The 15,030-nt window shown below is 53.6% G+C and carries 12 protein-coding genes and 1 pseudogene; 4 read left to right on the top strand and 9 right to left on the bottom strand.

Translation table 11 applies throughout. The features are described 5' to 3' along the window. Positions 1-34 precede the first annotated feature (34 nt). Positions 35-1,468, bottom strand: coding sequence for a serine endoprotease DegP (degP, locus tag N0B36_RS11780; protein WP_016151754.1), 1,434 nt, complete (start codon positions 1,466-1,468; stop codon positions 35-37). 129 nt (positions 1,469-1,597) lie between these two features. Further along, positions 1,598-3,115: a dGTPase gene (gene dgt / locus N0B36_RS11775; protein ID WP_200108410.1), complete on the bottom strand. Its 1,518-nt coding sequence runs from the start codon at positions 3,113-3,115 to the stop codon at positions 1,598-1,600. A gap of 83 nt (positions 3,116-3,198) precedes the next feature. On the opposite strand from dgt, the gene mtnN reads away from it, so the two are divergent. Genes mtnN through N0B36_RS11760 form a run of 3 tightly spaced genes read left to right on the top strand, consistent with a single transcriptional unit; the run spans position 3,199 to position 5,351 of the window. Then, positions 3,199-3,897, top strand: coding sequence for a 5'-methylthioadenosine/S-adenosylhomocysteine nucleosidase (mtnN, locus tag N0B36_RS11770; protein WP_016151752.1), 699 nt, complete (start codon positions 3,199-3,201; stop codon positions 3,895-3,897). Next, a complete protein-coding gene (gene btuF / locus N0B36_RS11765) occupies positions 3,890-4,690 on the top strand; it encodes a vitamin B12 ABC transporter substrate-binding protein BtuF (protein ID WP_016155723.1) in 801 nt (266 codons plus the stop codon). Before mtnN ends, btuF begins: the two co-directional genes overlap by 8 nt. Before the next feature lie 37 nt (positions 4,691-4,727). Further along, positions 4,728-5,351, top strand: a complete 624-nt coding sequence (locus tag N0B36_RS11760; RefSeq protein WP_006686772.1) for a TRIC cation channel family protein — start codon at positions 4,728-4,730, stop codon at positions 5,349-5,351. Positions 5,352-5,470: 119 nt separating this feature from the next. On the opposite strand, the gene erpA is transcribed toward N0B36_RS11760, so the two are convergent. The 3 genes and pseudogenes from erpA to clcA form a co-directional block, all read right to left on the bottom strand. Continuing rightward, positions 5,471-5,815, bottom strand: a complete 345-nt coding sequence (erpA, locus tag N0B36_RS11755) for an iron-sulfur cluster insertion protein ErpA (RefSeq protein WP_003018581.1) — start codon at positions 5,813-5,815, stop codon at positions 5,471-5,473. Continuing rightward, a pseudogene (gene yadW / locus N0B36_RS11750) lies at positions 5,808-5,873 on the bottom strand (small protein YadW). The gene erpA and the pseudogene yadW overlap by 8 nt, the downstream one beginning before the upstream one ends. A 23-nt stretch (positions 5,874-5,896) precedes the next feature. Next, a complete protein-coding gene (gene clcA / locus N0B36_RS11745; protein ID WP_019078400.1) occupies positions 5,897-7,318 on the bottom strand; it encodes a H(+)/Cl(-) exchange transporter ClcA in 1,422 nt (473 codons plus the stop codon). Positions 7,319-7,486: 168 nt separating this feature from the next. Here clcA and hemL point away from each other — a divergent pair, with 168 nt between their 5' ends. After that, positions 7,487-8,767, top strand: coding sequence for a glutamate-1-semialdehyde 2,1-aminomutase (gene hemL, locus N0B36_RS11740; RefSeq protein WP_259688164.1), 1,281 nt, complete (start codon positions 7,487-7,489; stop codon positions 8,765-8,767). Between the two features lie 100 nt (positions 8,768-8,867). Here the strand turns inward: hemL and fhuB are convergent, their stop codons facing one another. From fhuB to fhuA, 4 genes are read right to left on the bottom strand one after another with little or no spacing between them, the layout of a single operon-like run. Beyond that, entirely contained in the window at positions 8,868-10,850 is a 1,983-nt protein-coding gene (fhuB, locus tag N0B36_RS11735) for a Fe(3+)-hydroxamate ABC transporter permease FhuB (protein ID WP_019078398.1), read from the bottom strand. Further along, on the bottom strand, positions 10,847-11,737 hold the full coding sequence (gene fhuD, locus N0B36_RS11730; RefSeq protein WP_259688161.1) for a Fe(3+)-hydroxamate ABC transporter substrate-binding protein FhuD: 891 nt from the start codon (positions 11,735-11,737) through the stop codon (positions 10,847-10,849). Before fhuD ends, fhuB begins: the two co-directional genes overlap by 4 nt. After that, on the bottom strand, positions 11,737-12,534 hold the full coding sequence (gene fhuC, locus N0B36_RS11725) for a Fe3+-hydroxamate ABC transporter ATP-binding protein FhuC (RefSeq protein ID WP_003845793.1): 798 nt from the start codon (positions 12,532-12,534) through the stop codon (positions 11,737-11,739). The genes fhuD and fhuC overlap by 1 nt, the downstream gene beginning before the upstream one ends. A 47-nt stretch (positions 12,535-12,581) precedes the next feature. Next, positions 12,582-14,816: a ferrichrome porin FhuA gene (fhuA, locus tag N0B36_RS11720; RefSeq protein ID WP_016155718.1), complete on the bottom strand. Its 2,235-nt coding sequence runs from the start codon at positions 14,814-14,816 to the stop codon at positions 12,582-12,584. Between the last annotated feature and the right edge of the window lie 214 nt (positions 14,817-15,030).

The raw sequence follows: 15,030 nt of genomic DNA, 5'->3' as shown, positions 1-15,030 counted from the left end.
AACCCCTTCCTGTGCAGGAAGGGGTTTAGTGAGATTACTGCATCAACAGATAGATGGAGCTGTCACCACGCTGAATGTTCAGCGCCAGTACAGCCGGTTTGCTGTCGAGGATTTTGCGCAGTTCGGCGATATTTTTCACCGGCTGCTGGTTCGCACCGATAATCACATCCCCTTTCTTCAGGCCAATCCGTGCAGCCGGAGAATTCGCTTTCACCTCGCTGACCACGACCCCTTTGTCCTGGCCTTTGTTGCTCATATCAGCCCCTTCAATGCCTTTGAAGATAGAGCTGGAATCAACCTGAGTCTGGCTGCTCTGCTGCAGTTCCAGATTCACAGTGACCGGTTTACCGTCACGCAACAGGCCAAGGTTAATTTTGCTGCCTACCGGCATCGTACCCACCTGCGCACGCAGGGCGGCGAAGCTGCTGATCGGTTTACCGTTCAGGGAGGTAATCACATCCCCGGCTTTAATACCTGCTTTCGCTGCGGAAGAGTTCGGCATCACCTGGCTGACAAATGCGCCACGCTGAGCATCAACTTTCATCGCTTTCGCCAGCTCAGAGCTCAGCTCGGTACCCATAATACCCAGCTCACCGCGTTTAACCTGACCAAACTCAACCATCTGCGACGTCAGGTTTTTCACCATGTTGCTCGGGATTGCAAAGCCGATACCGATGTTACCGCCGTCCGGCGCAAGGATCGCGGTGTTAATACCGATCAGCTCACCGTTCAGGTTGACCAGTGCGCCACCGGAGTTACCCCGGTTGATCGCGGCATCCGTCTGAATAAAGTTTTCGTAGTTTTCCGCGTTCAGGCCGCTACGGCCCAGCGCAGAAACAATACCGGAGGTCACGGTCTCACCGAGGCCAAACGGGTTACCAATTGCTACGGTGTAATCACCTACACGCAGCGCGTCGGAATCTGCCAGCTTAATCGCCGTCAGGTTTTTCGGATCCTGAATTTGGATCAGCGCGATATCGGAGCGCGGATCTTTACCCACGATCTTCGCATCAAATTTACGGCCATCGCTCAACTGAACCTTAATCACCGTGGCGTTATCCACCACGTGGTTGTTGGTCACGACATACCCTTTCGCGGCATCAATAATTACGCCGGAACCCAGCGCCATAAATTTCTGCTGCTGGCCGCCGCCGTTGTCAGCGCCCGGTGCGCCGCCCTGGCAGAACGGTGAACTCTGGAACGGTGAACCGTCCTGGCAGAATGGTGAATTATCACCGAAGAACTGCTGGAAATTACGCGGCATACGCGGCGTATTTACCGTCGTGCTCCCCTCGACGTTAATGCTTACCACCGATGGCATCACTTTTTCGAGCATCGGGGCCAGGCTTGGCATCTGTTGGGCGGTCATTGCTGAAGACGACGTCTCAGCCGCTGTGGCAGACAGGGGGGACAACGCCAAACCTAAACTCAGAGCCAGTGCACTCATTGCTAATGTGGTTTTTTTCATGTGTTTCGTTCTCGATTAACAGGTAACGCAAAATTGCTGTATACGTCAGAGTCGTTTTATAACGCTAAGTTCCAGAATTGAGTTTAAGGAAAAAGTAAAATTTTATTGGCCGTCTTTACAAATGAGTATTTATTGTTCTACGGCCATCAAGCGACGATATTCATCCCAGGCATACAGATCGGTCATCCCGCTGATATAATCCTGAATCAGCCGGCAGCGATAATAATATTCCATTACCGAAAACTCAGCGCAACCCGTTGATATTTTACTAACCGCCTCGACATAAGCAAGACGATGGCGAGTAGACAACTTCTGAAATAATCGTGATTCGATAGGAAAACGTTTAACTCTTTCATTGTCGACCAGCTCAGTAAAATCTGACTGGGACATTTTTAATAAAGGCTGATAGATCTCCAGCAACCCGCTGATCACCCGATACCCCTGCAATTCCAACTGCTCAACGTCCGGATGACTAAATACGTGTTTTATCGCCACATTTTTATAGACCCCCAGCAACTGACTAAAGCTACTGGCATCTTCTAACAGCGCGTGATTAAAGCTGCCGTCAAAAACCTGCGGTAAATTATCAATAAACCGCTGGGCTGCATACGGCACCAGTTTATTCAGCGTATTGACGCGTAAATACATAAAGAACTGATCTTCCGTGCTCCGGCTTAATGTATTTGACCGTGATTTCTCCCAGGCATTCTCAACAACCTGGCTAAACAGGGAACCTTTTTCGTGGTGCCCCCACGCCTCATGCAGATGGTGATAAAGTTGCTCGACGCTAAAGATTCTTTTCTCAACGGCATCTTCCAGGTCGGCCACGCAATAAGAGATATCATCGGCAGCTTCCATAATCCAGGTTAATGGAAAGCGACTGTAAGGCGCTAATGATAATTCTTTACGTAACCGTTCAATATACGGTTCTTCAGAAAGGTAATAGCCCGGTTTCTTCATTAAATAGTTATGCGTCGTAGGCGTACTTCCACGCCACCACGCCGGACGGGTATATTTTAAAATACCACCAACCTGGGCCCAGGTAAGATTCATACGCATCAAAGTATGCACCAGACGAATACCTTGGGCATTACCTTCAAAATGGCACAGGTCCTGGCGCACCTTACGGCGAATATCATTCAGCGACTCTTCGCCTTCGCGCAAACGTAACGCCGCCACCAGGCAGCGGTCGTCGCTGAGGGGCTGACTTTCCGCGTCGGCGGGATACAGCCGCTGGCGGAACCAGTCATTAATCGCCGCTTCACCAAAATGACCAAACGGCGGATTGCCAATGTCATGCATCAGGCACGACATTTCGACAATACTCTCAAACGGTCCCGTCAGTTCATCCAGACCATACTGCTCCAGCAGTTTTAGTTCTTTCAGTCGGCTGAGGATCTCTTTAGCGATATAGCGCCCAACTTGCTGAACTTCCATCGAGTGCGTCAGCCGCGTGCGCACCGCCGCGTTACGCTCCAGCGGAAAGACCTGGGTTTTTTGTTGCAGTCGGCGAATAGCCGGAGAATTGATAATACGTCCACGATCGCTTTCGAAAATACGCAGGATCTCATGCTCCGTCTTCACGCCCTGCGGCGAACGGTAACGACGATGCCAGTTTATTTTTTTTCGGAAATCGATCTGTACCATATCCTCTCCCGCCTGAGAAATGCGCTACCCCTTAAGCGCATGATAGACTATGCCCTCAAATCTGGCTTATCGCGAGTAAATCTATGAAAATCGGCATCATTGGTGCAATGGAAGAAGAAGTTACGCTGCTGCGTGACAAAATCGAAAACCGTCAGACCCTCTCTCTCGGCGGTTGTGAAATTTACACCGGCCAACTGAACGGTACAGAGGTTGCGCTACTGAAATCAGGTATCGGTAAAGTGGCGGCGGCGCTGGGCGCTACGCTGCTGCTTGAACGCTGCAAGCCGGATGCCATCATTAACACCGGTTCCGCGGGCGGCCTGGCCTCTACGCTGAAAGTCGGCGATATCGTGGTTTCTGACGAAGCGCGCTATCACGATGCCGACGTTACCGCCTTTGGCTATGAATTTGGTCAGTTACCGGGCTGCCCGGCTGGTTTTAAAGCCGATCCTGCGCTGATTGCTGCAGCAGAATCCTGCATTGCGCAACTCAATCTGAACGCCGTTCGCGGACTTATCGTCAGCGGCGATGCCTTCATTAATGGCTCCGTGGGTCTGGCTAAAATTAAGCATAACTTCCCGCAGGCCATTGCCGTTGAGATGGAAGCGACCGCGATTGCGCACGTTTGCCATAACTTCAATGTGCCGTTTGTCGTGGTTCGCGCCATCTCTGACGTCGCCGATCAGCAGTCCCATCTCAGCTTTGACGAGTTCCTGGTTGTTGCCGCGAAACAGTCAAGCCTGATGGTTGAAACGCTGGTACAGAAACTGGCGCATGGCTAAATTACTCTCCAGGGCGCTGGTCGCCCTGCTATTCACTCTTCCGGCGTTCCTGTACGCCGCACCGCGTGTTGTGACGCTTTCTCCTGCCAATACCGAACTCGCCTTTGCCGCCGGCATTACACCCGTAGGCGTCAGTAGCTACTCAAACTACCCGCCAGCGGCCAAAAATATCGAGGAGGTTTCCACCTGGCAAGGTATGAACCTTGAACGCATTGTGGCGCTTAAACCGGATTTAGTCGTCGCCTGGCGCGGGGGAAATGCTGAGCGGCAGGTGAATCAGCTGACCGCCCTGGGAATTAAGGTCATCTGGGTGGACGCCGTTACCATCGAGCAGGTCGCCGATGCGCTCCGCCAGCTGGCAGCGTGGAGCCCAAAGCCTGAGCAGGCTAAACAGGCGGCGCAAACCATGCTTGATGACTATGCTTTACTAAAATCTCGGTATGCCAACAAACCGAAAAAACGCGTGTTTCTCCAGTTTGGCGCAAATCCTCTGTTTACCAGTGGAAAAGGCTCCATTCAGCACGAAGTTCTTGAGGTATGCGGTGGAGAAAACATCTTTGCCGGCAGTCGGGTCCCCTGGCCACAGGTTAGCCGTGAGCAGGTCCTGGCACGAGCGCCCCAGGCTATTGTTGCAACCGGAGGACCAGGCGAAACTCTGAAAATTGAACAATACTGGGGAAACCAGCTAAAAATACCCATTATTACACTTAATAGTGACTGGTTCGAACGCGCGAGCCCGCGTATTATCCTCGCCGCAAAACAACTCTGTAATGCGCTTTCACAGATAAATTAGCGCCTGCCCCCACCAGGTCTGTTGTGAGGATTTAAAAATGCTCGTCTATTGGCTGGATATTGTCGGTACCGCGGTATTTGCTATCTCTGGCGTCTTACTGGCCGGAAAATTGCGGATGGACCCGTTTGGCGTCCTGGTCCTCGGGGTGGTTACCGCCGTTGGCGGCGGAACGATCCGCGATATGGCGCTGGATCATGGGCCGGTATTTTGGGTTAAGGATCCCACCGATCTGGTGGTGGCAATGATCACCAGCATGCTGACAATCCTGCTGGTACGTCAGCCACGACGTTTACCGAAGTGGATCCTTCCGGTGCTGGATGCCGTTGGCCTGGCTGTGTTCGTGGGGATTGGCGTCAATAAAGCATTTCTCGCAGGGACGGGCCCCCTGGTGGCGATCTGTATGGGGGTGATTACCGGCGTCGGCGGCGGGATCATTCGCGATGTGTTAGCTCGTGAAGTCCCGATGATTCTGCGCACCGAAATCTACGCCACGGCATGTATTATCGGCGGGATCGTGCATGCGACAGCGTTTTATACCTTTAATGTATCGCTGGAAAACGCCAGTATGATGGGGATGATCGTCACCCTGCTGATTAGGCTTGCCGCCATTCGCTGGCATTTGAAATTGCCGACGTTTGCACTGGATGATAACGGGCGCTGATGTGATGATGCAGAACATGTAGGCCGGATAAGGCGTTTACGCCGCCAACCGGCACATTGCCCGGTGGCGCTACGCTTACCGGGCCTACACCATCAGACCATCGGTATTACAGGCAGCAATCAGATGCTGAAAGAAGAACCACACCCGCAGGTGCTTTTCGCATTGGGGTTAGTCACAACGAAGCGGGAACCTTCCAGACCTTCGGTATAGTCAACCGCGCCGCCCACCAGATATTGCAGGCTCATCGGATCAACCACCAGACCCACACCTTGTTTCTCAATGGTCATATCACCATCGTTCACCTGATCATCAAAGGTGAAACCATACTGGAAACCGCTGCAACCACCGCCGGTGATATACACGCGTAATTTCAGATTCGGGTTATCTTCGTCAGCGATCAGGCTTTTTACTTTATTGGCTGCTGCTTCAGTAAATTGCAGTGGCAGCGCTACGTCATCACTCATATTTTGCTCCAAACGACATTGGCAATTGGGCAAATTATAACCCAATGGTTAAGGCCATTATCTAATACCCTGGTATTTCGTTCAAGTATTCTCGCCAGCAGCGGTACTCTGGCTTTTTGCCGCCTGCTCCGCTTCCTGTTTTGCCAGCGTGCGGGCAAGGATAGTCGAGTATAGCGGCTTTCCACCCATAAATTGGGCTAATAGTGTTGCGCCAAGACAGGTAATAATCATTGGCAAAATGAGCTGATAGTTATCGGTCATCTCCAGCACCAGTACAATACCGGTTAGCGGTGCACGTACCGAAGCCGCCAGCAAAGCCCCCATTCCGGCAATGGCAAAGGTTCCGGCCTCCAGATGATACTGTGGAAAAGAGGCCGCCGCGGCCATACCGAACGCGGTGCCAAGTAACGTACCCAGCGCCAGCATCGGGGCAAAAATCCCACCGGGCGCGCCGGACGAGAAGCACAACAGCGTGGTGATCACCCGGGTAATAAATATAAACAGCAGTAAACCGACGCTAAAATTACCCGCCGCGGCGATAGGAATCAGGTTAAACCCGCCGCCTGCCGCTTCCGGTTTAATTAATCCCAGGATCCCGCACAGGCCACCAATCGCGCCGCCCATCAGCACCCATTTTTTAATTTCACCGCCGTGGAAGCGCTGGAACATATCCTGGGTACGCAACACCATGGTGTTGAACAACGGCCCGACACAGCCAAAAATAAGCCCCAGCACAAGATACAGCCACAGCGTATTTACCGGCGCATTAGACAGCTTTCCGACTTCAATAATCGGTGCTTCACCGTTGAACACACGAAACACAATGCTCGACATAATAACGCCGGTAAACACGGCTTTGATCGAGACGAGGTTATAGCGAAACTGCGGGCGCATCTCTTCAATAATGAACAGGATCCCCGCCAGAGGCGCATTAAACGCCGCCGACAAACCCGCAGCCGCACCGGTGGCCAGCAGGGTATGTCGCGCTTCAGCGCTGCGCATGCGGAAAATATCCAGCACCATGCGCCCAATGTTCCCGCCTATCTGTACGGTCGGCCCTTCTCGCCCGAGCACCATACCGGCTCCCAGCGTGCCCATGCCGCCAATAAATTTCACCGGCAGAACGCGCCACCAGCGCACAGGTCGTAGCTCTTCCAGCGCGCCTTCAATCTCAGGGATCCCCGAGCCTCCCGCTTCCGGCGCAAATTTACGAACCAGAAAATAGCCGACCATCGCCAGCAATGCAGAGAGAATAAACGCCAGCGGCCACAGCAGAATGGCATGGTCCGCAACCTGGGCCAGGGCGCCAATGCGCTGATTTTGCACCCAGGTCACCGCTTTCTCAAATGCCACGCCAACAAGCCCCGTCACGGTACCGACAACGGCGGCCATCAACAGGATCGCCAGCGGCGTTTTATCGCGTTCCAGGAGTCGACGGATTTGATCCCTGCGGCGTAAACGCACAATTTGTTGTGCTTCAAAAGAGGGAGAGTCAGTCTTCATCAGATGATCATTAATTGGTAATACAAATACGGAATCGGCATTCTACTCGCACATTTCACGAAAATCCCCTGCAAATCGCATTGTTTCAATTGCGTAAAACTTTCATAACCTTCTCTGAATAACTAGAATAGCGGGCATTTACTTTTTCTACGAACCAGGACCCCATCCATGAGTAAGTCTGAAAATCTCTACAGCGCAGCACGCGAACTTATCCCTGGCGGCGTTAACTCCCCCGTTCGCGCCTTTACTGGCGTGGGTGGTACTCCGCTGTTTATCGAAAAAGCGGACGGCGCGTATCTGTACGATGTCGATGGTAAAGCCTATGTCGATTACGTCGGTTCCTGGGGACCGATGGTACTGGGCCATAACCACCCGGCAATTCGCAATGCGGTGATTGAAGCCGCAGAGCGCGGTTTAAGCTTCGGCGCGCCGACCGAGATGGAAGTGAAAATGGCGGAGCTGGTCACTGAACTTGTGCCGACCATGGATATGGTGCGTATGGTGAACTCCGGTACGGAAGCGACGATGAGCGCAATCCGTCTGGCGCGCGGTTTCACCGGTCGCGATAAGATCATCAAATTTGAAGGCTGCTATCACGGTCATGCCGACTGCCTGCTGGTTAAAGCTGGTTCCGGCGCGTTAACGCTGGGTCAGCCAAACTCCCCGGGCGTTCCAGCCGATTTTGCGAAACACACCCTGACCTGCACCTACAACGATCTCTCTTCCGTTCGCGCGGCATTCGAACAGTATCCGCAGGAGATCGCCTGCATTATCGTTGAGCCGGTCGCGGGCAACATGAACTGCATCCCGCCGCTGCCAGAATTCCTGCCGGGCCTGCGTGCCCTGTGTGATGAGTTTAGCGCGCTGTTGATCATCGATGAAGTCATGACCGGTTTCCGCGTGGCGCTGGCCGGTGCGCAGGATTATTACGGCGTCGTTCCGGATCTGACCTGCCTTGGCAAAATCATCGGTGGCGGGATGCCCGTTGGCGCATTCGGCGGTCGCCGTGATGTGATGGACGCGCTGGCGCCGACCGGTCCGGTGTATCAGGCGGGTACGCTTTCAGGTAACCCGATTGCGATGGCGGCAGGCTTTGCTTGTCTGAGCGAAGTGGCCCAGCCGGGTATTCATGAAACGCTGAACGAACTGACGACGCGTCTGGCGGAAGGTCTGCTGGAAGCCGCCGCAGAAACAAATATTCCGCTGGTGGTTAACCATGTGGGCGGGATGTTCGGGATTTTCTTCACCGATGCAGAAACCGTGACCTGCTATCAGGATGTGATGGCATGCGACGTTGAACGCTTCAAGCGTTTCTTCCACATGATGCTGGATGAAGGGATTTACCTGGCGCCGTCCGCCTTCGAAGCGGGATTTATGTCCGTCGCGCACAGTGAAGACGATATCAATAACACCATCGACGCCGCGCGCCGGGTGTTTGCGAAATTGTAAAAGAGAACGTCCAGAAATAATGTAAGCCGGGTAAGGCGAAGCCGCCACCCGGCTTTTTTATTGCCGAATGGCGACGCAACCTAGATAGAAGGGATAAACCTCAGCGACTCTGCTTACGTAGCAGATAGATAAAGTACGGCGCGCCAATAAACGTCGACAGTAATCCTGCCGGGATCTGATACGGAAACAGCACCATCCTGCCGCACCAGTCAGCAAAGACCAGCAGCACACCTCCCGCCAGCGCCGAAATCAGCATATGCGGCATCGCCCGACGAAACCCCATCATTCGGGCAATATGCGGAGCCATCAGCCCGACAAAACTCAACGGTCCAATGGTCATGGTTGCTGTCGCCGTCAGTCCCGCAGCCAACAGCAGTAACCCCACGCGTGACGGCGTGATCGCCATACCCACCGCACGCGCCGTATCGCCGCCGAGCGGTAAAATCGTCAGCCAACGACGGCACAGCGGCGTCAGCGCCAGCAGGATAACCATCACAATCCCGGTGCGCAGTACCTGTTCGCCCGTCGCGTTATAGGTTGAGCCGGAGATCCAGGTCAGCACGCCCGCCATACGCGGATCGCCGCTGGCCTGCAGCATCATCAACAACATAGTAAACGCCGTACTGAGCGCCATCCCTGCCAGCAGCATACGGTGCGGCGAAAAACCACCGCGCCCGGCGGCAATCATAATGATAAGCAAGGTGACCGCAGCCCCGAGACTCCCTGCGGGCAGCAGCCAGCCAAAGGCATTTCCGGGGACCAGAAACAGCATTAACACCACGCCAAATGCCGCGCCGGAGCTAATGCCCAGAACTTCCGGGCTCGCCATTGGGTTTCCGGTCAGACGCTGAATAATACAGCCCGCTACCGCCAGCATCACCCCGGCAATCAACGCCGCCAGAATACGTGGCCAGCGCCAGGGCATCAGTTCATCCAGCATCGCGCCGCTGGCCCATGTCCAGCCGTGCGCATCGCGGCCAAACGACAGCGCCACCACCAGAGTCAGCAGCAAAACCACCCCGCCCGCCAGCGCAAACATCAGTACATTCTGACGCTCCGCGGCGATACGGTTGCTGGCATTCATATCCGGTGCGCTCATACTTCTAAGGCGCGGCAACAACCACAGCAGCAATGGCGCGCCAATCAGCGCCGTCACCGAACCGGTGGAGACCTCCATCCATACGCGGGTCAGCCACAGAATGATTTGGTCAGAGAGCCAGAGGATCAACGCACCAATCAGCGGGGCCAGCATCAGACGCGCCAACAGACGCCGCGCGCCGAGCATTTTCGCCAGCAGCGGTGCAAAGAGGCCAATAAAGCCGATAATCCCAACCGCGTTAACCAGCAAGGCGCTGATGACAATCGCCAGCGATAAGGCCGCCAGGCGCGCCAGCGACAACGCCAGACCGAGGTTACGCGCCACGCCGTCATCCAGTCCCATCAGCGTCATTGGACGCAACAGCAGCAGAGTCAGCATCACGCCGCCCAGCAGTTGCGGCCACAGTCGCTGTACGCCGCTCCAGTCGGTTTGGGTTAGCGTGCCGCTGCTCCATAAAAACATGCTTTGCAGTTGATCGTGATGGAAGATAACCATCAACTGGTTAATCGCCCCGCAGTACAGGCTGACCACCAGTCCGGCAAGGATTAACGTCACCGGAGAAAGACGTTTACCCCAGGCGACGCCAAACACCAGCGCCCCAACGACACAAGCACCTGCCAGCGCAGCAAATTGCGTGGTGAGCGCACCGGGAATAGCCCACAGCGTCGTGACGGTAATGCCCAACTGCGCACCGGTCGCAACACCTAGCGTGGTTGGCTCCGCCAGTGGGTTACGCAGCACCTGCTGAAACAATACGCCGACCAGTCCCAGCCCGGCACCGACCAACAGCGAAATCGCCAGCCTCGGCAGCAGGCTGTAGTGGAAAACCATCTGTTTAATGGCATCGATATCCGGTGACCAGATAGCCTGTTGCCACTGGTTGCGCGGTAGCGCAACGGAGAAGTTAACCCATGTGAGCCAACAGGCGGCAACAAACAGAACCGTCAGTAGGAGAATGGGGAACAGCGCGATACGTTTACTCACGCTTTGCCTCCCAGCGCATTATCCAGAATGCGGGCAAAATGCATGGCTGATAGCGTTGCGCCATAGAACCAGACGGCCGGCACGCGCTGAAAACGTCCGCTGCGAACAAAGGGCATCGCCTGCCACAACGGCGTAGACATCAGTGCAGCCATCTCTTTATCGTTGCCGTGCTCAAAGCACAATACATCGACATCCGGAAAAGCAGCCAGACGGTCAATACTCACGGCAGTGCTGCCCCAAAAGTTTGTCTCTCCCTGCCAGGCGTTGGGGATCCCATATTCGTCCAGCACGTCCTGAAACAGGCTGTTTGGGCCAAACACCAGCATATGCCGCGAATCAAGCAGGGAGGTGAGAAGCACAGGGCGCGCGCCGCGTTGAATGAAGCGCGGCTTCAGGCTGGCAATAAAATGATCGTACTCAGTCAGATGGCGTTCAGCAGAGTCCTGCAGATTAAACAATTGCGCCATTTCCTGCAGCGATTGTCGCGCAACGATCAGCGGTTTTTTACCGTCGCTGAAGTTAAATCCCCGTCCAGGCGCAATACGCGCCAGCTTTTCCGGGGAAGGACCATAGCCTGCCGACCAGAGCAAAAACGAGGGTTTCATTTCGGTCAGCAGTTCGAGATTGGGTTCCGTGCGTAGCCCAACATCAATCACCGAGTCCGGTAGAGGTGGCTCACTGACCCACAGCTTGTAGTTAGGGATATCCGCAATGCCATACGGCGTAATACCCAGCGCCAGCAACAACTCTACCGGCAGCCATTCCAGCGCCACAATACGCTGCGGATCAATCGCCGCGGCGGACGCCGTATTCATCCGCCACAGCAGCGGCGAGAGCGCCATCGCCGTAAGCAGACGCCGACGGGTAATATGATGTAATTCAATCATTAATAGACAAAACTCACAGGTGCGGCACCGGCCGGATGCGGCAAAATGCCCATCGGGATACCGTAAATCTGTTCCAGAGTTTCACTGCGCATCAGTTCAGCAGGCGTTCCTTGCGCAATCATTTCACCACCGCGCAGCGCAACTAAGTAATCGCAGTAGCGGGCCGCCATGTTGATGTCATGCAGCACCGCAATCACCGTTAGCCCACGCTGCTGGCTTAAGCGATGCACCAGCGCCAGCACGTCAACCTGATGAGCGATATCCAGCGCGGAAGTCGGCTCATCAAGCAGCAGACAGCGGCTGTCCTGCGCCACCAGCATGGCAATCCACGCACGCTGACGTTCTCCGCCGGACAGGCTATCCACCAGGCGGTGCGCCAGCGGTTTTAAGCCGACCAACGAAATAGCTTCTTCTACTTTCTCTCTGTCGGCAACGCCAAAACGTCCCAGCGCCCCGTGCCACGGATAGCGGCCAATCGCCACCAGTTCACGCACCGTCATCCCTTCGGCCTGAGGCAACTGCTGCGGCAGATAGGCGACCTTGCGGGCAAACGCTTTACTGCTCCAGTTCTCCAGCGGCTGTTCGTCGAGCAGGATTTCACCTTCCGACGGCGGCTGATGACGTCCCAGCATTTTCAATAACGTCGATTTTCCGGACCCATTGTGGCCGATAAGGCCGGTTACTTTCCCCACCGGAAAAGTTAATGAGAGAGGATGCAACAGCGTGCGGCCAGGCACACGAAAGGAGACATTACGCAACGCAAAAGTGGTGTCGGGATGGGATCTGTTTTCCTGCATAGCAGCCAACTTGTAAAACGGGCACGCAAAGCGTGCCCAAAAAGAAATTAGAAACGGAAGGTTGCGGTTGCAACGACCTGACGTTCTGCGCCCCAGAAGCAGCCATAGGTTTGGAAGCAACTAGAAACGTATTCACGATCCAGCAGGTTGGTAACGTTGACAGCAACACTAGAGCCAGCCATACCAAAACGCGCTAAATCGTATTTCACGACAGCATCCATTACAGCAGCACTTCCCACTTTAAAGGTGTTTGCAGGATCTCCATAGCTTGAACCGATAAAACGTCCACCGGTTCCCAGGGTCAGTCCCGACAGAACGCCTTCGTTAAAGGTATAGTCGCCCCAGAGTGATGCCATATTTTCAGGAACTTGTTCTACGTTGTTCCCTTTGAGATTGGTGTCCTTAGTGTACTCCGCATCAGTGTAAGTATATGAAGCAGTCACATTGATATTGGCATTCAAGGCCGCTTTAGCTTCAAATTCAAAGCCCTGAGAACGTACTTCGCCTGACGGAACTTGCAGATTCGAGTTGGTCGGATCGGTTGTCAGCGTATTCGTCTTCGTCAGATGATATGCCGCAGCCGTAATAACCACAGGCAGATCTTTCGGCACATATTTTACACCCGCTTCATACTGTTCACCCTTGGATGGCGCAAAAGCCATGCGTGGAGTGCTGTAGAGATCGAATGCGTTTGGTTCAAATGACTGGCTATAGCTAACGTACGGAGAAATACCATTATCAAACAGGTAGTTTACACCGCCACGCCATGTGAACTGATGATCGTTACGCTCAATATAACCCGCTTGCGGAGTGGTTGAATTCTGACGAATCGTCGTCGCTTGCTGTGACCAGTCATAACGACCACCCAGCGTAAAGACCCACTTATCCCATTCCGCCTGATCCTGGATGTAGATACCGGTTTGTTTGGTTTCGTTCATCTGATAAGGCTCGGTAGAGTCGAAATCAAAATCTTCCAGAGGCTGTGGGTTATAAAGATCCAGAACAGGAGCTGTGCCAAATTTAGCATTGATATCATTACGCATACGCATGAAGTCAACACCTGTCAGCAACGTATGGTCCACCGTTCCTGTCGCGAAATTGCTCTGCAACTGGGTATCAACACTGAAGTTCTGCAAACGTTCATCATCGACAACCGTGCCACGACCAAGATAATGGTCGCGCTGATCGGCCGGAATTGCCTGGCAAGGCGCGTTAAACGCATTTGTTGTACAGATACCCGTACCGTACACGCTCTGCTGCGACGTTTTCATTTCAGCAAAACGTAAATTCTGCCGGACAGTGAAGGTGTCATTAAAGTCGTGTTCAAAGCTGTACCCCACCATTTTCTGATTGCGGGAATAAGTATTATTTGAAGCACCTTCATTAAAATCAGTCGGCAAACGCTTGCCGTTAGGTAGCGGTTCAACCGTACCTTCCTTCGGCAACCAACCGTAGTAACCCGTTTCGGGTTCATTCTGGAAATAAGAAAGGAATGTAAAGTTAGTCTTGTCGTCAGGACGCCATGAGAAGGACGGAGCAACGGTATAACGCTGTGATTCAGAACCTTGCTGCTGCTCATTTGTGGAACGAGCCAGACCGGTTAAACGGTAAGAGAATTCACCGTTATCGTCCAATGCATCACTAAAATCAAATCCTGTCTGGAACAGATTATTTGTTCCCATTTTAAACTGAACTTCTTTTAGCGGCTCGGTGGTTGGACGTTTGCTGACCATCGAAATAATACCGCCAGGGTTACTCTTACCGTACAACACGGAAGTTGGCCCACGCATCAACTCTACACGCTCCAGCATGTAAGGATCGATAACCGCGTCGTTATAGAAGTTCCCTTGTAGCTTCAGACCATCCAGATAGTTGTTCTGGCTTAAACCGACAGAGGTAAAACCACGGATGCTGACAAAATCGTATGTATTTGAAGCACCACGATTACTGACCACAACCCCTGGGGTATAACCCAGCGCTTCCTTGACGGAACGAGACTGATGGATCTGCATCTCTTCGTTTGTCACTACCGAAACAGACTGTGGCGTCTTTTCGATCGGCGTGTCGGTTTTGGTAGCGGTGGCGGAACGCTTCGCGGCAATTGTCGGCGAAGGCCCCCATGCGCTTTCTTGTGCGGCAGGTGCAGCAGTTACGGTGATGGTTTCTTCTTTCGGGTCAACCGCCGCCTGTGCATAGACAGACATGCCGCTAACCGCTGTGGCTACCACTACTGCGATTTTACGCAGCGATGAACTTGGCTGAGCAGTTTTAAGACGCGCCATTGGTATTTCTCTGATGAAAGTGAATGATAACGTAAACGAGAATTATTATTATAACGGCAGCATAATATTCGAAACTCTGGCGAGATAGCAAGCAATACGCGTCCCTACTAAAACTGAGGGGTTAAGAAATAACCAGATGAAAAGAAAGGGTTAATAAATTAGGCTGGAATGTTATTCGGCCCTGAGAATGGACCAAAGAAGAAAAACCCGCCGA

Source organism: Citrobacter sp. XY323 (assembly GCF_025106035.1).
Lineage (GTDB): Bacteria > Pseudomonadota > Gammaproteobacteria > Enterobacterales > Enterobacteriaceae > Citrobacter > Citrobacter braakii.
The sequence above is the reverse complement of the archived record's forward strand: the minus strand, read 5'-3'. Positions and strand labels throughout refer to the sequence as shown.